The organism is Streptomyces sp. NPDC029292, from assembly GCF_055569295.1.
Genome location: NZ_JBVHXR010000007.1, coordinates 1 through 16,643, shown reverse-complemented (window position 1 = coordinate 16,643; position 16,643 = coordinate 1). Strand labels below are relative to the sequence as shown.

Genomic DNA, 16,643 nt, shown 5'->3' with positions numbered 1-16,643 from the left:
CCGTGCGTTGCGGTGCCTCTCGGGTGCGGGGGCGGGCGGATCGGCGGGACATGGTGAGGCCGTGTCTTTGTGTGATGGTCGTTCGTTAGGTCGATCGGAGCGCCTAGTGCCCGGGGTGGCCGCTGCGGGGGACTGACCGGGATCGTGCGGGGATAAGGGGGGAAGGGTGTGGCCAGGTTGATGGCGACGGCCACCTGCACCGCCTTTGGTGGTGTCCTGGAGGGCAGCGGTGAGCGGGTCGGGCAGGGCTTGCTGTTCGAACGGGTGGGGTTTTGGGCGGAGTTGAGCCGGGAGCTGACTGGCGCTCTGGTGGCTTCCCGGTGGGATGAGGCCTCTTTGGACGTGCTGGCCGCCGGGGTGGATGAGCGGGGCGAGGCGCCGCCCAGCGGCTGTTGCGGGAGGACGCCGCCGCGGGGCGCGTCCACGCCGTACGGGTGCGGAACGCCGGCGGGGTCAAGGAGATGTGCCGCAGACCCGCCCCCACCGGTGTCGGTAAGACCATCGTTGACGTCTCGCGCCGGCTGGAACTGGAGGCGGACGGCGCGGGCGATGCCCGGCCGGAGCGGCTGAGGGCGATGGACGGCGCGAACTTCAAGATCGCCACGGGGGAGAAGCACCTGGCTCAGGCCGCCGCCCGGCTGGCCGGCCACGAGGGCTGGCTGTGCTGGCTCACCCGGTGGAAGGAGATCGCGGCCACGGACCGGCGGAGGATCGTCCCCGCCGCGTTCGTCACCGACAGCGGGCATGTGGTGTGGGGGTGTACGCACGAGGAGGACTGGGCGCCCTGGCTGCGCGGCGAAGCAGCCGCCGCGCACAGCACCGAACCGCATCTCGCCGCCGCGCACACCAGCGAGTCGGATCCCGCCCCCGTACACACCACCGAGCCGGACCGCGCCGCCGTGCCCGCGCCGCGGCCCTCACGGCCGCGTACCGCGGGTTCCTGCTCGTCCTCCTGGCCGCGCCGCTCGCCACCGTCCCGTACCTGCTCGGCCTCGTGTCGGTGCTCGCCGCGGCGGGGCTGGCCGCGCTGGCGGGCTTCCTGACCTTCTTCGGCGCCGCGATCATGTCGGGCACCGGCACGGAGGGCGTGCCGGAGTCATGGACCGTGCGCGAGGAACTGGACCCCTCGCTGCGCTGACCCGGCAGTCACCCGACGCACGCCGTGTTTGACGTTCGTCACCTTCGGGGTACGATCCTCGGCTCGATTAGCCAGCCCCCGGTCCCATATGGCAGACTGTCGGAGTTGCTCGGTCGAGTGCCGATGCTGCGCGCCTCCCGTCGGGAGGACCGGAAGCGAGTCCCACAGTACTCGTCGCCTCAACTGCCGTAAGGCAGCGCTGGGGCGGACGTACGGGAATCTTTCGGGAAGTGTCAGCGGGGTGCGGGCCAGGCACCCGGTGGGTGTTCCAACCCCCGGTCCAGCGGTTGCTTTCGGGCGAGCCGCGTCCCTCGTAGGGAAATCCGTAACGGATATCTGTGCGGCAGGAGCGCGACACACCCGACCGCGTGGGTCGGAGGACGGGACGCGAACCCCCGGGTTCCAGAGCGTTTCACTAGACAAAGGACTACTGAGTAGCCATGGCGGGACAGAAGATCCGCATCCGGCTCAAGGCCTACGACCACGAGGTCATCGACTCCTCGGCGAAGAAGATCGTCGAGACGGTGACGCGCACTGGTGCGTCGGTCGCGGGCCCGGTGCCGCTGCCCACTGAGAAGAACGTGTACTGCGTCATCAAGTCGCCGCACAAGTACAAGGACTCGCGCGAGCACTTCGAGATGCGCACGCACAAGCGCCTGATCGACATTCTCGACCCGACGCCCAAGACCGTTGACTCTCTGATGCGACTCGACCTCCCGGCCGGTGTCGACATCGAGATCAAGCTCTAGGGAACGGTGATCTGAGAATGGCTAAGCAGATCAAGGGCATCCTGGGCGAGAAGCTCGGCATGACGCAGGTGTGGGACGAGAACAACCGTGTTGTTCCGGTCACCGTCGTCAAGGCCGGCCCGAACGTCGTCACCCAGGTCCGTACGAACGACGCCGACGGCTACGAGTCGGTCCAGATCGCCTTCGGCGAGATCGACCCGCGCAAGGTGAACAAGCCCCTCAAGGGCCACTTCGCCAAGGCCGACGTCACCCCCCGTCGTCACCTCGTCGAGATCCGTACCGCTGACGCCAGCGAGTACACCCTCGGCCAGGAGATCACCGCCGAGACCTTCGAGGCCGGCGTCAAGGTGGACGTGACCGGCAAGAGCAAGGGCAAGGGCTTCGCCGGTGTCATGAAGCGTCACAACTTCAAGGGCCTCGGCGCCGGTCACGGCACCCAGCGCAAGCACCGCTCTCCCGGCTCCATCGGTGGCTGCGCCACCCCGGGCCGCGTGTTCAAGGGCCTCCGCATGGCGGGTCGCATGGGCAACGAGCGGGTCACCACCCAGAACCTGACCGTTCACGCCGTTGACGCGGAGAAGGGCCTGCTCCTTATCAAGGGCGCGGTTCCTGGTCCGAACGGCGGCCTCGTCCTGGTCCGCACCGCGGTCAAGGGGGCCTAAGGACTATGAGCACCATTGACATTCTGTCGCCCTCCGGCGACACCGCTGGGACCGTTGAGCTCCCGGCCGAGATCTTCGATGTAGAGAAGATCAGCATCCCGCTGCTTCACCAGGTCGTCGTTGCGCAGCTGGCCGCTGCCCGTCAGGGCACGCACAAGGTCAAGCGTCGTGGCGAGGTCCGCGGTGGCGGTAAGAAGCCTTACCGCCAGAAGGGCACCGGCCGCGCGCGCCAGGGTTCGACCCGTGCGCCGCAGTTCGCCGGCGGTGGCGTCGTCCACGGCCCCACGCCGCGTGACTACTCGCAGCGGACCCCGAAGAAGATGAAGGCCGCGGCCCTGCGCCACGCCCTCACCGACCGGGCCCGCAACGCTCGCATCCACGTCGTCACCGGCGTGATCGAGGGCGAGACCCCCTCCACCAAGGCCGCCAAGAGCCTGCTCGGCAAGATCTCGGAGCGCAAGAACGTGCTCCTGGTCATCGAGCGCTCCGACGAGGCCGCGCTGCTCTCCGCGCGCAACCTGCCCCAGGTCCACATCCTGGAGCCGGGCCAGCTGAACACGTACGACGTTCTCGTCTCGGACGACGTGGTCTTCACCCAGGCCGCTTTCGAGTCCTTCGTGTCTGGCCCCAAGGCCGCTGACACCGAAGGGAGCGAAGCCTGATGGCTACGCGTCACCCGAGCATTGCCTCGAAGGCCGCCAAGGCCAAGAAGGTCGCGCGCGTCGCCAAGGCGAAGCGCCACGAGACCGAGGGCAAGAACACCGTCGAGACGCCGCTGAGCAAGAGCTTCACGGACCCCCGTGACGTCCTCCTCAAGCCGGTCGTCTCCGAGAAGAGCTACGCGCTGCTCGACGAGGGCAAGTACACCTTCGTCGTCGCGCCGGGCGCCAACAAGACCCAGATCAAGCAGGCCGTCCAGGCGGTCTTCTCGGTCAAGGTCACCGGGGTCAACACGATCAACCGTCAGGGCAAGCGCAAGCGCACCAAGACGGGCTTCGGCAAGCGTGCTGACAGCAAGCGCGCGATCGTGACCCTCGCTGAGGGCGACCGTATCGACATCTTCGGCCAGGCCTCCTAACGGAGCGCCCTGGTCCGAATATCGGACGAGGACTGAGAAATGGGAATCCGCAAGTACAAGCCGACTACGCCGGGCCGTCGTGGCTCCAGCGTCGCCGACTTCGTCGAGGTCACGCGGTCCACGCCGGAGAAGTCGCTGGTCCGCCCGCTGCACAGCAAGGGCGGCCGTAACAACGCCGGTCGTGTGACCGTTCGCCACCAGGGTGGCGGACACAAGCGCGCCTACCGAGTGATCGACTTCCGTCGTCACGACAAGGACGGCGTGCCGGCGAAGGTCGCGCACATCGAGTACGACCCCAACCGCACCGCGCGCATCGCGCTGCTGCACTACGCCGACGGCGAGAAGCGCTACATCCTCGCCCCGCGCAACCTGCAGCAGGGTGACCGCGTCGAGAACGGTCCTGGGGCCGACATCAAGCCGGGCAACAACCTGGCGCTCCGCAACATCCCGGTCGGTACCACGATCCACGCGATCGAGATCCGTCCCGGTGGCGGCGCCAAGTTCGCCCGCTCCGCCGGTGCCTCGGTGCAGCTGCTCGCGAAGGAGGGCACCATGGCCCACCTCCGCATGCCCTCCGGTGAGATCCGCCTGGTCGACCAGCGCTGCCGCGCCACGGTCGGCGAGGTCGGCAACGCCGAGCAGAGCAACATCAACTGGGGTAAGGCCGGCCGCAAGCGCTGGCTGGGCGTTCGCCCGACCGTCCGCGGTGTGGCGATGAACCCGGTTGACCACCCGCACGGTGGTGGTGAGGGCAAGACCTCCGGTGGTCGCCACCCGGTCTCCCCGTGGGGTCAGAAGGAGGGTCGTACTCGTTCGCCGAAGAAGGCTTCGAACAAGTACATCGTCCGCCGCCGCAAGACGAACAAGAAGCGCTAGGAGCGGGTTTAGATGCCGCGCAGTCTCAAGAAGGGACCCTTCGTTGACGGCCACCTCGTAAAGAAGGTGGACGCTCAGAACGAAGCCGGTTCCAAGAACGTCATCAAGACCTGGTCCCGTCGCTCGATGATCATCCCGGCCATGCTCGGCCACACGATCGCGGTGCACAACGGCAAGACCCACATTCCGGTGTTTGTCACCGAGTCGATGGTCGGCCACAAGCTCGGCGAGTTCTCGCCGACGCGCACCTTCCGGGGTCACGTGAAGGACGACCGGAAGTCGAAGCGCCGCTAACAGCGGGGTGGAATGACCATGACAGACACTGGAAGGACAACCATGGAAGCCAGGGCCCAGGCGCGGTACATCCGCGTTACGCCCATGAAGGCCCGCCGCGTGGTGGACCTTATCCGTGGCATGGATGCCACGGAGGCTCAGGCGGTCCTGCGTTTCGCCCCGCAGGCCGCGAGCGTGCCGGTCGGCAAGGTGCTTGACAGCGCCATTGCCAACGCCGCGCACAACTACGACCACACCGACGCCACTTCGCTGGTCATCAGCGAGGCGTACGTGGACGAGGGCCCGACCCTGAAGCGGTTCCGTCCGCGTGCCCAGGGCCGTGCCTACCGGATCCGTAAGCGGACCAGCCACATCACCGTGGTCGTCAGCAGCAAGGAAGGAACCCGGTAATGGGCCAGAAGGTAAACCCGCATGGGTTCCGGCTCGGCATCACCACGGACTTCAAGTCCCGGTGGTACGCCGACAAGCTGTACAAGGACTACGTCAAGGAAGACGTCGCCATCCGTCGGATGATGACGTCCGGCATGGAGCGCGCCGGCATCTCGAAGGTTGAGATCGAGCGCACCCGTGACCGCGTGCGGGTGGACATCCACACCGCGCGTCCCGGCATCGTCATCGGCCGCCGTGGCGCCGAGGCCGACCGCATCCGCGGTGACCTCGAGAAGCTCACGGGCAAGCAGGTCCAGCTGAACATCCTCGAGGTCAAGAGCCCCGAGACCGACGCTCAGCTGGTTGCTCAGGCCGTTGCCGAGCAGCTGTCCTCCCGCGTCTCCTTCCGTCGCGCCATGCGTAAGAGCATGCAGGGCACGATGAAGGCCGGCGCCAAGGGCATCAAGATCCAGTGTGGTGGCCGTCTCGGTGGCGCCGAGATGTCCCGCTCGGAGTTCTACCGCGAGGGCCGTGTGCCCCTGCACACGCTCCGCGCGAACGTCGACTACGGCTTCTTCGAGGCCAAGACGACCTTCGGCCGCATCGGTGTGAAGGTCTGGATCTACAAGGGCGACGTCAAGAACATCGCCGAGGTCCGCGCCGAGAACGCCGCTGCCCGCGCCGGCAACCGCCCGGCCCGTGGCGGCGGCGGCGCCGACCGCCCGGCCCGTGGTGGCCGCGGTGGCGAGCGTGGCGGTCGCGGTCGCAAGCCGCAGCAGCAGTCCGCGCCGGCTGCCGAGGCCCCCAAGGCCGAGGCTCCCGCCGCCGCTGCCGCTCCGGCTGAGAGCACCGGAACGGAGGCCTGACCGACATGCTGATCCCCCGTAGGGTCAAGCACCGCAAGCAGCACCACCCGAAGCGCCGTGGTCAGGCCAAGGGCGGTACGCAGGTTTCGTTCGGCGAGTACGGCATTCAGGCCCTCACGCCGGCGTACGTGACGAACCGCCAGATCGAGGCCGCTCGTATCGCGATGACCCGCCACATCAAGCGTGGCGGCAAGGTCTGGATCAACATCTACCCGGACCGCCCGCTGACGAAGAAGCCTGCCGAGACCCGCATGGGTTCCGGTAAGGGTTCGCCGGAGTGGTGGATCGCGAACGTGCACCCGGGCCGGGTCATGTTCGAACTGTCCTACCCCAACGAGAAGATCGCTCGTGAGGCCCTCACTCGCGCAGCCCACAAGCTGCCGATGAAGTGCCGGATCGTCAAGCGCGAGGCAGGTGAAGCGTGATGTCGGCCGGTACCAAGGCGTCCGAGCTGCGCGAACTGGGTGACGAGGAGCTTCTCAACAAGCTCCGCGAAGCCAAGGAAGAGCTGTTCAACCTCCGCTTCCAGGCGGCGACCGGTCAGCTCGAGAACCACGGTCGGCTCAAGGCCGTCCGTAAGGACATCGCGCGGATCTACACCCTGATGCGTGAGCGCGAGCTGGGCATCGAAACGGTGGAGAGCGCCTGATGAGCGAGAGCAACGTGACTGAAGAGACCAAGACGAGCCGCGGTTTCCGCAAGACCCGTGAGGGTCTGGTCGTCAGCGACAAGATGGACAAGACCGTCGTCGTCGCCGTCGAGGACCGCGTCAAGCACGCGCTGTACGGCAAGGTCATCCGCCGTACGAACAAGCTCAAGGCTCACGACGAGCAGAACGCCGCCGGCGTCGGCGACCGGGTCATCATCATGGAGACCCGTCCGCTGTCCTCGACGAAGCGCTGGCGCATCGTCGAGATCCTCGAGAAGGCCAAGTAATTACCTGAGGGGTTTCCCTCAGGTTGGTTCCGCCAGGCTCGGCGAGCTCCGTAAATCGACTTACGGAGCTCGCCGGGAACCGGCAGACACATCAGGAGATAGACGTGATCCAGCAGGAGTCGCGACTGCGTGTCGCCGACAACACTGGTGCGAAGGAAATCCTTTGCATCCGTGTGCTCGGTGGCTCCGGTCGCCGCTACGCGGGCATCGGTGACGTCATCGTCGCCACCGTCAAGGACGCGATCCCCGGCGGCAACGTGAAGAAGGGTGACGTCATCAAGGCGGTCATCGTTCGCACCGTCAAGGAGCGCCGCCGTCCGGACGGCTCGTACATCCGCTTCGACGAGAACGCCGCTGTCATTCTGAAGAACGACGGCGACCCTCGCGGCACCCGTATCTTCGGCCCCGTCGGCCGTGAGCTGCGCGAGAAGAAGTTCATGAAGATCATCTCGCTCGCGCCGGAGGTGCTGTAAGCATGAAGATCAAGAAGGGTGACACGGTTCAGGTCATCACCGGCAAGGACAAGGGCAAGCAGGGCAAGGTCATTGCCGCTTACCCGCGCGACGAGCGCGTCCTGGTCGAGGGTGTCAACCGGGTCAAGAAGCACACCAAGGCCGGCCCGACCGCCAAGGGTTCGCAGGCCGGTGGCATCGTCACGACCGAGGCCCCGATTCACGTGAGCAACGTTCAGCTCGTCGTGGAGAAGGACGGCAACAAGGTCGTCACGCGTGTCGGTTACCGCTTCGATGATGAGGGCAACAAGGTTCGCGTTGCCAAGCGGACGGGTGAGGACATCTGATGGCTACCACCACCACTCCGCGTCTCAAGACGAAGTACCGCGAGGAGATCGCGGGCAAGCTGCGTGAGGAGTTCTCGTACGAGAACGTCATGCAGGTTCCCGGCCTCGTCAAGATCGTGGTCAACATGGGTGTCGGCGACGCCGCCCGTGACTCGAAGCTCATGGACGGTGCCGTCCGTGACCTGACCACGATCACCGGTCAGAAGCCGGCCGTCACCAAGGCCCGCAAGTCCATCGCGCAGTTCAAGCTGCGTGAGGGTCAGCCGATCGGTGCCCACGTCACGCTCCGTGGCGACCGCATGTGGGAGTTCCTGGACCGCACTCTGTCGCTCGCGCTGCCGCGCATCCGCGACTTCCGTGGTCTGTCCCCCAAGCAGTTCGACGGCCGTGGCAACTACACGTTCGGTCTCACGGAGCAGGTCATGTTCCACGAGATCGACCAGGACAAGATCGACCGTACCCGGGGCATGGACATCACCGTGGTGACCACGGCGACCAACGACGCTGAGGGCCGTGCCCTTCTCCGTCACCTCGGCTTCCCCTTCAAGGAGGCGTAAGCGAGATGGCGAAGAAGGCTCTGATTGCCAAGGCTGCTCGTAAGCCCAAGTTCGGTGTGCGTGGCTACACCCGCTGCCAGCGCTGCGGTCGTCCGCACTCCGTGTACCGCAAGTTCGGCCTGTGCCGCGTCTGCCTTCGTGAGATGGCTCACCGTGGCGAGCTGCCGGGCGTGACCAAGAGCTCCTGGTAGTCCCCGCTTTTCAGGGATTCCAGGGCTCTCGGTAAGTAAAGGGCTCGGTCAGGTGCCCGCCCCTCCATGGCTTAGGCTAGGAGGGTTGGGCGCCTGCCGCCCCGACCGACTTACTACGCCGTAGGTCCCCGCACCGCACCCGTCCCGCCACTGAGTGGGGAGAGGGATGGCGCATACAGGAAACCCCGGCGAGAGAGGCCGAAGGCCAATTCATGACCATGACTGATCCGATCGCAGACATGCTTACGCGTCTGCGTAACGCGAACTCGGCGTACCACGACACCGTGGGAATGCCGCACAGCAAGATCAAGTCGCACATCGCGGAGATCCTCCAGCAGGAGGGCTTCATCACGGGCTGGAAGGTCGAGGACGCCGAGGTCGGCAAGAACCTCGTCCTCGAGCTGAAGTTCGGCCCGAACCGTGAGCGCTCCATCGCGGGCATCAAGCGGATCTCCAAGCCCGGTCTCCGGGTTTACGCGAAGTCCACCTCCCTGCCCAAGGTGCTTGGCGGCCTCGGCGTGGCGATCATCTCCACGTCGCACGGTCTCCTCACCGACAAGCAGGCCGGCAAGAAGGGCGTAGGCGGAGAAGTCCTCGCCTACGTCTGGTAGCGGAAGGGAACGGAGGAAACAGCTATGTCGCGTATTGGCAAGCTCCCCATCACGGTTCCCGCCGGCGTGGACGTCACCATCGACGGCCGTACGGTCTCGGTGAAGGGCCCCAAGGGCACCCTCTCCCACACCGTCGCGGCGCCGATCGAGATCGCTAAGGGTGAGGACGGCGTTCTGAACGTCACCCGCCCGAACGACGAGCGTCAGAACAAGGCCCTCCACGGCCTGTCCCGCACGCTGGTGGCGAACATGATCACCGGCGTGACCACGGGTTACGTGAAGAAGCTCGAAATCAGCGGTGTCGGTTACCGCGTCCTGGCGAAGGGCTCCAACCTGGAGTTCTCGCTCGGCTACAGCCACTCGATCACCGTCGAGGCCCCCGAAGGCATCACCTTCAAGGTCGAGAACCCGACGCGGTTCTCGGTCGAGGGCATCGACAAGCAGAAGGTCGGAGAGGTTGCGGCCAACATCCGCAAGCTGCGCAAGCCCGACCCGTACAAGGCCAAGGGCGTCAAGTACGAAGGCGAAGTCATCCGCCGCAAGGTCGGAAAGGCGGGTAAGTAAGCCATGGCATACGGTGTCAAGATTGCTAAGGGCGACGCTTACAAGCGTGCTGCCATCAAGCGTCGTCACATCCGGATCCGTAAGCACATCTCGGGTACGGCTGAGCGTCCGCGCCTGGTCGTGACGCGCTCCAACCGCCACATCGTGGCCCAGGTCATCGACGACGTTAAGGGTCACACCCTGGCGTCGGCGTCGACCCTGGACACCACGGTCCGCGGCGGCGAGGGCGACAAGTCCGCGCAGGCCAAGTCGGTCGGCGCCCTGGTCGCCGAGCGCGCCAAGGCTGCCGGTGTCGAGGCTGTCGTATTCGACCGTGGTGGTAACCAGTACGCCGGGCGCATCGCCGCCCTGGCGGACGCCGCCCGCGAAGCCGGACTCAAGTTCTGAGTCGCCCGTCGCGCTAGCGACTTAGGTCGCTGCGTAGCTAGCGGAAAAAGAGAGAGGTAATCCAATGGCTGGACCCCAGCGCCGCGGAAGCGGTGCCGGTGGCGGCGAGCGGCGGGACCGGAAGGGCCGTGACGGCGGCGCTGCTGCCGAGAAGACCGCGTACGTTGAGCGCGTTGTCGCGATCAACCGCGTCGCCAAGGTTGTGAAGGGTGGTCGTCGCTTCAGCTTCACCGCGCTGGTCGTGGTGGGCGATGGTGACGGCACCGTCGGTGTTGGTTACGGCAAGGCCAAGGAGGTGCCGGCCGCCATCGCCAAGGGTGTTGAGGAGGCCAAGAAGCACTTCTTCAAGGTCCCCCGTATCCAGGGCACCATCCCGCACCCGATCACGGGCGAGAAGGCTGCGGGCGTCGTCCTGCTCAAGCCTGCTTCCCCCGGTACCGGCGTTATCGCCGGTGGCCCGGTGCGTGCGGTGCTCGAGTGCGCCGGCGTTCACGACATCCTGTCGAAGTCGCTCGGCTCGTCCAACGCGATCAACATCGTGCACGCGACCGTGGCGGCCCTCAAGGGCCTGCAGCGTCCCGAGGAGATCGCGGCTCGCCGTGGTCTGCCCCTCGAGGACGTCGCCCCCGCGGCTCTGCTTCGTGCGCGTGCGGGAGCGGGTGCGTAATGGCCCGCCTCAAGATCACGCAGACGAAGTCGTACATCGGCAGCAAGCAGAACCACCGCGACACCCTGCGTTCGCTCGGGCTCAAGCGCCTGAACGACGTGGTCGTCAAGGAGGACCGCCCCGAGTTCCGCGGAATGGTGCACACCGTCCGCCACCTCGTGACGGTTGAGGAGGTCGACTGATCATGGCGGAAAACAACCCGCTCAAGATCCACAACCTCCGTCCCGCCCCGGGCGCCAAGACCGCGAAGACCCGTGTGGGTCGCGGTGAGGCGTCGAAGGGTAAGACGGCCGGTCGTGGTACCAAGGGCACGAAGGCCCGCTACCAGGTTCCGGAGCGCTTCGAGGGCGGGCAGATGCCCCTCCACATGCGCCTCCCGAAGCTGAAGGGCTTCAAGAACCCGTTCAAGACCGAGTTCCAGGTCGTGAACCTCGACAAGCTGGGCGCGCTGTACCCGGAGGGTGGCGAGGTCACCGTCGAGGGTCTCGTCGCCAAGGGTGCCGTTCGCAAGAACAGCCTCGTCAAGGTCCTCGGCCAGGGCGAGATCTCCGTGGCGCTGCAGGTGACGGTCGACGCCGTCTCCGGCTCCGCCAAGGAGAAGATCACCGCCGCCGGCGGTACCGTCACCGAGCTCGTCTGACTTCATCAGGCGTCTCGATGACTTGAGCGATCCCGACCGGGGATACCCCACAAATGGGGTATCCCCGGTTGGTCGTTCCAAGGGGGGCAGTCTCGCCGGTAAGGTGGCCTGCACTGCCAACTTTCCCCGGGGGCTCCGCAGGGGCACCACGGGCGTCGGTCGGCCGTTACTAAGTCGTCAAGTCCTTTGTCGAATCCTCAAGACCGTCACCTCTGACGCACTTGCGCGGGGGTCGCAGGAGGCACCGTGCTCACCGCGTTCGCCCGGGCGTTCAGGACGCCCGACCTGCGCAAGAAGCTGCTCTTCACGCTCGCCATCATCGTGGTCTACCGGGTCGGTACGCACATCCCGATCCCGGGTGTCGACTACAAGAACGTGCAGACCTGTATCGACGTGGCCTCGAAGGGCAACCAGGGTCTGTTCGGTCTGGTCAACATGTTCAGCGGTGGCGCTCTGCTGCAGATCACGATCTTCGCGCTCGGCATCATGCCGTACATCACGGCGAGCATCATTCTGCAGCTGCTGACCGTGGTGATCCCGCGCCTCGAAGCCCTCAAGAAGGAGGGCTCGGCCGGCACGGCGAAGATCACGCAGTACACCCGTTATCTGACGGTGGCGCTGGCCATCCTCCAGGGCACCGGTCTGGTCGCGACCGCCCGCAGCGGCGCGCTGTTCAGCGGCTGCCAGGTCGCGAACGAGATCGTCCCGGACCAGTCGATCTTCACCACCATCACGATGGTCGTCACGATGACCGCCGGTACGGGTGTCGTCATGTGGCTCGGCGAGCTCATCACCGACCGCGGCATCGGCAACGGCATGTCGATCCTGATGTTCATCTCGATCGCCGCGACCTTCCCGTCCGCGCTGTGGGCCATCAAGACCCAGGGCACGCTGGCCGACGGCTGGATCGAGTTCGGCACCGTCATCCTCGTCGGCCTGGTCATGGTCGGCCTGGTGGTCTTCGTCGAGCAGGCCCAGCGACGCATTCCGGTTCAGTACGCGAAGCGGATGATCGGCCGCCGTTCCTACGGCGGTACGTCCACATACATCCCGCTGAAGGTCAATCAGGCGGGTGTGATTCCTGTCATCTTCGCGTCGTCGCTGCTCTACATCCCGGCTCTGATTGCCCAGTTCTCCAACAGCAACGCGGGCTGGAAAACCTGGATCACGCAGAACCTGACCAAGGGTGACCACCCGATTTACATCAGCATGTACTTCCTTCTGATCGTTTTCTTCGCGTTCTTCTACGTGGCGATCTCGTTCAACCCCGAGGAAGTCGCGGACAACATGAAGAAGTATGGTGGCTTCATCCCGGGCATCCGGGCTGGCCGACCGACCGCTGAGTACCTCAGCTACGTACTCAACCGGATCACCTGGCCGGGTTCGCTGTATCTGGGTCTGATCGCTCTCGTACCGACGATGGCGTTGGTTGGCTTCGGGGCAAGCCAGAACTTCCCGTTCGGTGGTACCAGCATCCTGATCATCGTGGGTGTCGGTCTCGAGACGGTGAAGCAGATCGAGAGCCAGCTTCAGCAGCGCAATTACGAAGGGTTCCTCCGCTGATGCGAATCGTCCTCGTCGGGCCGCCCGGTGCCGGCAAGGGAACGCAGGCCGCGTTCCTCGCCAAGAACCTGTCGATCCCGCACATCTCCACGGGCGACCTCTTCCGCGCCAACATCAGCCAGCAGACGGAACTCGGCAAACTGGCGAAGTCCTACATGGACAAGGGCGAGCTGGTCCCGGACGAGGTCACCATCGCGATGGCCAAGGACCGCATGGAGCAGGCCGACGCGGAGAACGGCTTCCTCCTGGACGGCTTCCCTCGGAACGTCTCGCAGGCCGAGGCGCTCGACGAGATGCTGAGCGCCGAGGGCATGAAGCTGGACGCGGTGCTCGACCTGGAGGTCCCCGAGGACGAGGTGGTCAAGCGCATCGCCGGCCGCCGCATCTGCCGCAACGACTCTTCGCACGTCTTCCACGTCACGTACAAGCAGCCGAAGCAGGAAGGCGTCTGTGACGTCTGCGGCGGCGAGCTGTACCAGCGGGACGACGACTCCGAGGACACCGTCCGCACGCGTCTCGAGGTCTACCACACGCAGACCGAGCCGATCATCGACTACTACAAGGCTCAGGGCCTGGTCGTCACGATCTCGGCGCTCGGCAAGGTGGAAGAGGTCACGGGGCGCGCCATGGAGGCGCTGGCTCGTCAGACCGCGTGATGCTGGCGTTCTTCTCGCGGGGCGCGTAGGCAGTAAGCAGTACGTCGTTTCGGCCGCGGCACCCTGGGAGGGTGCCGCGGCCGAAGTGTGGGCGGGGGCCTCCGGCGGTTTCGCCCCCTCCGCCCCTTCCCTCCCCCACTCTCGGCTTCGCTCGAGCGGGAGGACCCCCATCGTCCTGGGGCTCCGCCCCAGACCACGCTCCTCGAACGCCGGAGGGGCTGGATGGTGCCGGCCGCGGCTGAAAGATCACGCCGCGAGGCGGGTGTCGGCACCCGTATCGTTGAAGTTGTCCGTACTCTCCGGTCCAGAAAGGCCGCAGCAGCCATGGTGCAGATCAAGACCCCCGAGCAGATCGCCAAGATGCGCGAGGCGGGATTGGTCGTCGCGGCCATCCATGCGGCCACGCGCGAGGCGGCCGTGCCCGGCGCCACCACCAAGGACCTCGACGAGGTCGCGCGCAAGGTGCTCGCCGAGCACGGCGCGAAGTCGAACTTCCTCGGGTACGGCGGCTTCCCGGCCACCATCTGCACCTCGGCCAACGAGGTCGTCGTCCACGGCATCCCGGACGACAAGACCGTCCTGAAGGACGGCGACATCATCTCCATCGACGCCGGCGCGATCATCGACGGCTGGCACGGCGACGCCGCGTACACCGCGTTCGTGGGCACGGGTCACTCTCCGGAGCTGATCGAACTCTCCCGGGTGACCGAGGAGTCGATGTGGGCGGGCATCGCGGCGATGAAGCTGGGCAACCGGCTCGTCGACGTCTCCCGTGCCATCGAGACGTACATCCGCCGCCAGCCGAAGCCCGGCGGCGGCCGTTACGGGATCATCGAGGACTACGGCGGCCACGGCATCGGCACCGAGATGCACATGGACCCGCACCTCCTGAACTACGTCGAGCGCCGCCGTGGCAAGGGCCCCAAGCTGGTCCCCGGCTTCTGCCTCGCCATCGAGCCGATGGTGTCCTTGGGCACACCGAAGACCGATGTCCTCGAGGACGAGTGGACGGTCGTCACGACCGACGGCACCTGGTCCTCCCACTGGGAGCACTCCGTCGCGCTGACGGAGGAGGGCCCGCTGGTCCTGACGGCTCCGGACGGCGGCAAGGCGAAGCTGGCGGAGTACGGGATCACGGCTGCTCCGGATCCTCTGGCTTAATGATCTTCGTAGTCGGGCATTCTTCCTCGATTCGTCTTTCCGAGGGCCCTGACGTAGACTGACTCGTCGGCTCTCGTGCACCCGCATGTCTGCATGCGCTCGCGCGGAGTCGATCAAGGTAGTCGATTCGAAGGGCAAAGCGTGGCCAAGAAGCAAGGTGCCATCGAGATCGAGGGCACTGTCGTCGAGTCTCTGCCGAACGCCATGTTCAAGGTCGAGCTCCAGAACGGCCACCAGGTCCTGGCACACATCAGCGGCAAGATGCGCATGCACTACATCCGCATCCTCCCTGACGACCGGGTCGTGGTGGAGCTGTCTCCGTACGACCTGACGCGTGGCCGGATCGTCTACCGGTACAAGTAGATCTTGCCTTTACTCCGTGTTCCCGTTCCGGGGCACGGGTGGTGGCACTGACCCGGAGAACCTCACCTAATGAAGGTCAAGCCGAGCGTCAAGAAGATCTGCGACAAGTGCAGGGTGATCCGCCGTCACGGTCGGGTCATGGTCATCTGCGAAAACCCGCGCCACAAGCAGCGCCAGGGCTGACGCACGACCGAACCTTCTGCACCCGCAGAAACTTCGCGCGACGCAAGCAGTACATGTTCATACGCAGAATCCAGGACTGTGTCTCATTGGACCATCAGGCCTGACACCCCCGGTCGGAGGCCGGGGACCCGGTTCGTACCGAATCTTCGATCTCTGGATCAGAAGAGGACGGCGGGCGGGAATCGGTTCTGCGGAAGACCTCCGAACGACAACTGGAGCCATTGAATGGCACGCGTTTCCGGTGTTGACATCCCGCGCGAAAAGCGTGTGGAGGTCGCCCTGACCTACGTGTTCGGCATCGGCCGGACCCTTTCCCAGCAGACGCTGGCCGAGACCGGCGTGAACCCCAACACGCGCGTTCGTGACCTCTCCGAGGAGGAGCTGGTCAAGATCCGCGAGTACGTGGACGCCAACATCCGGACCGAGGGTGACCTCCGTCGCGAGATTCAGGCCGACATCCGCCGCAAGGTCGAGATCGGCTGCTACCAGGGTCTGCGCCACCGCCGTGGCCTGCCCGTCCACGGTCAGCGCACCAGCACGAACGCTCGTACCCGCAAGGGCCCGCGTCGCGCCATCGCCGGTAAGAAGAAGCCGGGCAAGAAGTAGTCCTCAGCGGACGCTTGACCAAGCGGTCTTCGCTGTAGGACCGACCACCTCCCGTAGGAGTAATAGATGCCCCCCAAGGGTCGTCAGGGCGCTGCCAAGAAGGTGCGCCGCAAGGAAAAGAAGAACGTCGCTCACGGGCACGCTCACATCAAGAGCACGTTCAACAACACGATCGTCTCGATCACGGACCCCTCGGGCAACGTGATCTCCTGGGCCTCCGCCGGCCACGTCGGCTTCAAGGGCTCGCGCAAGTCCACCCCCTTCGCCGCGCAGATGGCCGCCGAGTCGGCCGCCCGCCGCGCGCAGGAGCACGGCATGCGCAAGGTCGACGTCTTCGTCAAGGGTCCCGGCTCCGGCCGTGAGACCGCGATCCGCTCCCTCCAGGCCACGGGCCTCGAGGTCGGTTCGATCCAGGACGTCACCCCCACGCCGCACAACGGCTGCCGTCCGCCCAAGCGCCGCCGCGTCTGACGCACGGTTGTCTCAGGTTTCGGGCGGTACGGCACTTCGGTGACGTACCGCCCGTACCCTTGTAGCTGGAACACATCGGGCTACCGCCCGTGGCAAGGGCATCAAATAGTGGGTGCCCATGACTGAAGGACTGCTTCATGCTTATTGCTCAGCGCCCGTCGCTGACCGAAGAGGTCGTCGACGAATTCCGCTCCCGGTTCGTGATCGAGCCGCTGGAGCCGGGCTTCGGCTACACCCTCGGCAACTCCCTCCGTCG

30 protein-coding genes and 1 pseudogene are annotated in these 16,643 nt (G+C 65.9%); all 31 read left to right on the top strand.

Annotation, left to right across the window (positions count from 1 at the left end; translation table 11 throughout):
* Nucleotides 1–392 precede the first annotated feature (392 nt).
* Nucleotides 393–1,043: a hypothetical protein gene (locus ACZ4WS_RS17100; protein ID WP_467981144.1), complete on the top strand. Its 651-nt coding sequence runs from the start codon at nt 393–395 to the stop codon at nt 1,041–1,043.
* Nucleotides 995–1,138, top strand: a complete 144-nt coding sequence (locus ACZ4WS_RS17095; RefSeq protein WP_467981142.1) for a hypothetical protein — start codon at nt 995–997, stop codon at nt 1,136–1,138. The genes ACZ4WS_RS17100 and ACZ4WS_RS17095 overlap by 49 nt, the downstream gene beginning before the upstream one ends.
* A 440-nt stretch (nt 1,139–1,578) precedes the next feature.
* Complete coding sequence (gene rpsJ, locus ACZ4WS_RS17090; RefSeq protein ID WP_003948644.1) at nt 1,579–1,887, top strand: 30S ribosomal protein S10; 309 nt, start codon at nt 1,579–1,581, stop codon at nt 1,885–1,887.
* Nucleotides 1,888–1,904: 17 nt separating this feature from the next.
* Nucleotides 1,905–2,549: a 50S ribosomal protein L3 gene (gene rplC / locus ACZ4WS_RS17085; protein ID WP_467981141.1), complete on the top strand. Its 645-nt coding sequence runs from the start codon at nt 1,905–1,907 to the stop codon at nt 2,547–2,549.
* Between the two features lie 5 nt (nt 2,550–2,554).
* Nucleotides 2,555–3,211: a 50S ribosomal protein L4 gene (gene rplD / locus ACZ4WS_RS17080; protein ID WP_467981139.1), complete on the top strand. Its 657-nt coding sequence runs from the start codon at nt 2,555–2,557 to the stop codon at nt 3,209–3,211.
* Complete coding sequence (rplW, locus tag ACZ4WS_RS17075) at nt 3,211–3,627, top strand: 50S ribosomal protein L23 (protein WP_467981137.1); 417 nt, start codon at nt 3,211–3,213, stop codon at nt 3,625–3,627. The genes rplD and rplW overlap by 1 nt, the downstream gene beginning before the upstream one ends.
* A gap of 39 nt (nt 3,628–3,666) precedes the next feature.
* Entirely contained in the window at nt 3,667–4,503 is an 837-nt protein-coding gene (rplB, locus tag ACZ4WS_RS17070; RefSeq protein ID WP_030039757.1) for a 50S ribosomal protein L2, read from the top strand.
* Between the two features lie 12 nt (nt 4,504–4,515).
* Nucleotides 4,516–4,797: a 30S ribosomal protein S19 gene (rpsS, locus tag ACZ4WS_RS17065; RefSeq protein ID WP_020132632.1), complete on the top strand. Its 282-nt coding sequence runs from the start codon at nt 4,516–4,518 to the stop codon at nt 4,795–4,797.
* A 42-nt stretch (nt 4,798–4,839) separates the two neighbouring features.
* On the top strand, nt 4,840–5,187 hold the full coding sequence (rplV, locus tag ACZ4WS_RS17060; protein WP_307128872.1) for a 50S ribosomal protein L22: 348 nt from the start codon (nt 4,840–4,842) through the stop codon (nt 5,185–5,187).
* Nucleotides 5,187–6,032, top strand: a complete 846-nt coding sequence (rpsC, locus tag ACZ4WS_RS17055) for a 30S ribosomal protein S3 (RefSeq protein WP_467981135.1) — start codon at nt 5,187–5,189, stop codon at nt 6,030–6,032. Before rplV ends, rpsC begins: the two co-directional genes overlap by 1 nt.
* A 5-nt stretch (nt 6,033–6,037) precedes the next feature.
* The gene (gene rplP, locus ACZ4WS_RS17050) at nt 6,038–6,457 is read left to right on the top strand and encodes a 50S ribosomal protein L16 (protein ID WP_010986348.1); all 420 of its coding nucleotides are present in this window, start codon (nt 6,038–6,040) and stop codon (nt 6,455–6,457) included.
* A complete protein-coding gene (gene rpmC, locus ACZ4WS_RS17045) occupies nt 6,457–6,681 on the top strand; it encodes a 50S ribosomal protein L29 (protein ID WP_005481220.1) in 225 nt (74 codons plus the stop codon). Before rplP ends, rpmC begins: the two co-directional genes overlap by 1 nt.
* A complete protein-coding gene (rpsQ, locus tag ACZ4WS_RS17040) occupies nt 6,681–6,968 on the top strand; it encodes a 30S ribosomal protein S17 (protein WP_319090396.1) in 288 nt (95 codons plus the stop codon). The genes rpmC and rpsQ overlap by 1 nt, the downstream gene beginning before the upstream one ends.
* Before the next feature lie 104 nt (nt 6,969–7,072).
* On the top strand, nt 7,073–7,441 hold the full coding sequence (gene rplN / locus ACZ4WS_RS17035; protein ID WP_003992364.1) for a 50S ribosomal protein L14: 369 nt from the start codon (nt 7,073–7,075) through the stop codon (nt 7,439–7,441).
* A 2-nt stretch (nt 7,442–7,443) separates the two neighbouring features.
* Nucleotides 7,444–7,767 carry a 50S ribosomal protein L24 gene (gene rplX, locus ACZ4WS_RS17030; protein ID WP_019072281.1) on the top strand — a complete coding sequence of 108 codons (324 nt, stop codon included), beginning with the start codon at nt 7,444–7,446 and terminating at the stop codon, nt 7,765–7,767.
* The gene (gene rplE / locus ACZ4WS_RS17025) at nt 7,767–8,324 is read left to right on the top strand and encodes a 50S ribosomal protein L5 (RefSeq protein ID WP_075028517.1); all 558 of its coding nucleotides are present in this window, start codon (nt 7,767–7,769) and stop codon (nt 8,322–8,324) included. The genes rplX and rplE overlap by 1 nt, the downstream gene beginning before the upstream one ends.
* Nucleotides 8,325–8,329: 5 nt before the next feature.
* Nucleotides 8,330–8,515, top strand: coding sequence for a type Z 30S ribosomal protein S14 (locus ACZ4WS_RS17020; RefSeq protein WP_003948630.1), 186 nt, complete (start codon nt 8,330–8,332; stop codon nt 8,513–8,515).
* A 212-nt stretch (nt 8,516–8,727) separates the two neighbouring features.
* On the top strand, nt 8,728–9,126 hold the full coding sequence (rpsH, locus tag ACZ4WS_RS17015) for a 30S ribosomal protein S8 (protein WP_190037509.1): 399 nt from the start codon (nt 8,728–8,730) through the stop codon (nt 9,124–9,126).
* A gap of 24 nt (nt 9,127–9,150) precedes the next feature.
* Nucleotides 9,151–9,690 carry a 50S ribosomal protein L6 gene (rplF, locus tag ACZ4WS_RS17010; RefSeq protein WP_467981132.1) on the top strand — a complete coding sequence of 180 codons (540 nt, stop codon included), beginning with the start codon at nt 9,151–9,153 and terminating at the stop codon, nt 9,688–9,690.
* Between the two features lie 3 nt (nt 9,691–9,693).
* Nucleotides 9,694–10,077: a 50S ribosomal protein L18 gene (rplR, locus tag ACZ4WS_RS17005; protein WP_067367094.1), complete on the top strand. Its 384-nt coding sequence runs from the start codon at nt 9,694–9,696 to the stop codon at nt 10,075–10,077.
* A gap of 64 nt (nt 10,078–10,141) precedes the next feature.
* Nucleotides 10,142–10,744, top strand: a complete 603-nt coding sequence (rpsE, locus tag ACZ4WS_RS17000; RefSeq protein WP_055513610.1) for a 30S ribosomal protein S5 — start codon at nt 10,142–10,144, stop codon at nt 10,742–10,744.
* A complete protein-coding gene (rpmD, locus tag ACZ4WS_RS16995; protein WP_005313525.1) occupies nt 10,744–10,926 on the top strand; it encodes a 50S ribosomal protein L30 in 183 nt (60 codons plus the stop codon). Before rpsE ends, rpmD begins: the two co-directional genes overlap by 1 nt.
* A gap of 2 nt (nt 10,927–10,928) precedes the next feature.
* Nucleotides 10,929–11,384, top strand: a complete 456-nt coding sequence (rplO, locus tag ACZ4WS_RS16990; protein WP_053746341.1) for a 50S ribosomal protein L15 — start codon at nt 10,929–10,931, stop codon at nt 11,382–11,384.
* 246 nt (nt 11,385–11,630) lie between these two features.
* Nucleotides 11,631–12,947, top strand: coding sequence for a preprotein translocase subunit SecY (secY, locus tag ACZ4WS_RS16985; RefSeq protein WP_467981129.1), 1,317 nt, complete (start codon nt 11,631–11,633; stop codon nt 12,945–12,947).
* Nucleotides 12,947–13,603 (top strand): adenylate kinase, encoded by a 657-nt coding sequence (locus ACZ4WS_RS16980; RefSeq protein ID WP_467981127.1) that lies wholly within the window; start codon nt 12,947–12,949, stop codon nt 13,601–13,603. Before secY ends, ACZ4WS_RS16980 begins: the two co-directional genes overlap by 1 nt.
* A gap of 324 nt (nt 13,604–13,927) precedes the next feature.
* Nucleotides 13,928–14,764 (top strand): type I methionyl aminopeptidase, encoded by an 837-nt coding sequence (gene map, locus ACZ4WS_RS16975; protein ID WP_467981125.1) that lies wholly within the window; start codon nt 13,928–13,930, stop codon nt 14,762–14,764.
* 141 nt (nt 14,765–14,905) lie between these two features.
* Nucleotides 14,906–15,127, top strand: a complete 222-nt coding sequence (gene infA / locus ACZ4WS_RS16970) for a translation initiation factor IF-1 (protein WP_003948620.1) — start codon at nt 14,906–14,908, stop codon at nt 15,125–15,127.
* 69 nt (nt 15,128–15,196) lie between these two features.
* The gene (gene rpmJ / locus ACZ4WS_RS16965; protein WP_003998809.1) at nt 15,197–15,310 is read left to right on the top strand and encodes a 50S ribosomal protein L36; all 114 of its coding nucleotides are present in this window, start codon (nt 15,197–15,199) and stop codon (nt 15,308–15,310) included.
* 225 nt (nt 15,311–15,535) lie between these two features.
* Entirely contained in the window at nt 15,536–15,916 is a 381-nt protein-coding gene (gene rpsM / locus ACZ4WS_RS16960) for a 30S ribosomal protein S13 (RefSeq protein WP_467981123.1), read from the top strand.
* 66 nt (nt 15,917–15,982) lie between these two features.
* The gene (rpsK, locus tag ACZ4WS_RS16955) at nt 15,983–16,387 is read left to right on the top strand and encodes a 30S ribosomal protein S11 (RefSeq protein ID WP_003956432.1); all 405 of its coding nucleotides are present in this window, start codon (nt 15,983–15,985) and stop codon (nt 16,385–16,387) included.
* A 137-nt stretch (nt 16,388–16,524) separates the two neighbouring features.
* Nucleotides 16,525–16,643: pseudogene (locus tag ACZ4WS_RS16950) on the top strand (DNA-directed RNA polymerase subunit alpha); the annotation flags it as partial.

What these genes read in the sequence shown, in the direction of transcription:
- rplO (WP_053746341.1), top strand. Translation starts at nt 10,929, where the DNA reads ATGGCGGAAAACAACCCGCTCAAGATCCACAACCTCCGTCCCGCCCCG.
- ACZ4WS_RS17020 (WP_003948630.1), top strand. Translation starts at nt 8,330, where the DNA reads ATGGCGAAGAAGGCTCTGATTGCCAAGGCTGCTCGTAAGCCCAAGTTC.
- rpsK (WP_003956432.1), top strand. Translation starts at nt 15,983, where the DNA reads ATGCCCCCCAAGGGTCGTCAGGGCGCTGCCAAGAAGGTGCGCCGCAAG.
- rpsC (WP_467981135.1), top strand. Translation starts at nt 5,187, where the DNA reads ATGGGCCAGAAGGTAAACCCGCATGGGTTCCGGCTCGGCATCACCACG.
- rplB (WP_030039757.1), top strand. Translation starts at nt 3,667, where the DNA reads ATGGGAATCCGCAAGTACAAGCCGACTACGCCGGGCCGTCGTGGCTCC.
- rpsS (WP_020132632.1), top strand. Translation starts at nt 4,516, where the DNA reads ATGCCGCGCAGTCTCAAGAAGGGACCCTTCGTTGACGGCCACCTCGTA.
- rplV (WP_307128872.1), top strand. Translation starts at nt 4,840, where the DNA reads ATGGAAGCCAGGGCCCAGGCGCGGTACATCCGCGTTACGCCCATGAAG.
- rpsQ (WP_319090396.1), top strand. Translation starts at nt 6,681, where the DNA reads ATGAGCGAGAGCAACGTGACTGAAGAGACCAAGACGAGCCGCGGTTTC.
- rpmJ (WP_003998809.1), top strand. Translation starts at nt 15,197, where the DNA reads ATGAAGGTCAAGCCGAGCGTCAAGAAGATCTGCGACAAGTGCAGGGTG.
- rplR (WP_067367094.1), top strand. Translation starts at nt 9,694, where the DNA reads ATGGCATACGGTGTCAAGATTGCTAAGGGCGACGCTTACAAGCGTGCT.
- rpmC (WP_005481220.1), top strand. Translation starts at nt 6,457, where the DNA reads ATGTCGGCCGGTACCAAGGCGTCCGAGCTGCGCGAACTGGGTGACGAG.
- rplX (WP_019072281.1), top strand. Translation starts at nt 7,444, where the DNA reads ATGAAGATCAAGAAGGGTGACACGGTTCAGGTCATCACCGGCAAGGAC.
- rplP (WP_010986348.1), top strand. Translation starts at nt 6,038, where the DNA reads ATGCTGATCCCCCGTAGGGTCAAGCACCGCAAGCAGCACCACCCGAAG.
- map (WP_467981125.1), top strand. Translation starts at nt 13,928, where the DNA reads ATGGTGCAGATCAAGACCCCCGAGCAGATCGCCAAGATGCGCGAGGCG.
- rplE (WP_075028517.1), top strand. Translation starts at nt 7,767, where the DNA reads ATGGCTACCACCACCACTCCGCGTCTCAAGACGAAGTACCGCGAGGAG.
- rplW (WP_467981137.1), top strand. Translation starts at nt 3,211, where the DNA reads ATGGCTACGCGTCACCCGAGCATTGCCTCGAAGGCCGCCAAGGCCAAG.
- rpsJ (WP_003948644.1), top strand. Translation starts at nt 1,579, where the DNA reads ATGGCGGGACAGAAGATCCGCATCCGGCTCAAGGCCTACGACCACGAG.
- rplC (WP_467981141.1), top strand. Translation starts at nt 1,905, where the DNA reads ATGGCTAAGCAGATCAAGGGCATCCTGGGCGAGAAGCTCGGCATGACG.
- ACZ4WS_RS16980 (WP_467981127.1), top strand. Translation starts at nt 12,947, where the DNA reads ATGCGAATCGTCCTCGTCGGGCCGCCCGGTGCCGGCAAGGGAACGCAG.
- rpsE (WP_055513610.1), top strand. Translation starts at nt 10,142, where the DNA reads ATGGCTGGACCCCAGCGCCGCGGAAGCGGTGCCGGTGGCGGCGAGCGG.
- rpsM (WP_467981123.1), top strand. Translation starts at nt 15,536, where the DNA reads ATGGCACGCGTTTCCGGTGTTGACATCCCGCGCGAAAAGCGTGTGGAG.
- rpsH (WP_190037509.1), top strand. Translation starts at nt 8,728, where the DNA reads ATGACCATGACTGATCCGATCGCAGACATGCTTACGCGTCTGCGTAAC.
- rplF (WP_467981132.1), top strand. Translation starts at nt 9,151, where the DNA reads ATGTCGCGTATTGGCAAGCTCCCCATCACGGTTCCCGCCGGCGTGGAC.
- rplD (WP_467981139.1), top strand. Translation starts at nt 2,555, where the DNA reads ATGAGCACCATTGACATTCTGTCGCCCTCCGGCGACACCGCTGGGACC.
- rpmD (WP_005313525.1), top strand. Translation starts at nt 10,744, where the DNA reads ATGGCCCGCCTCAAGATCACGCAGACGAAGTCGTACATCGGCAGCAAG.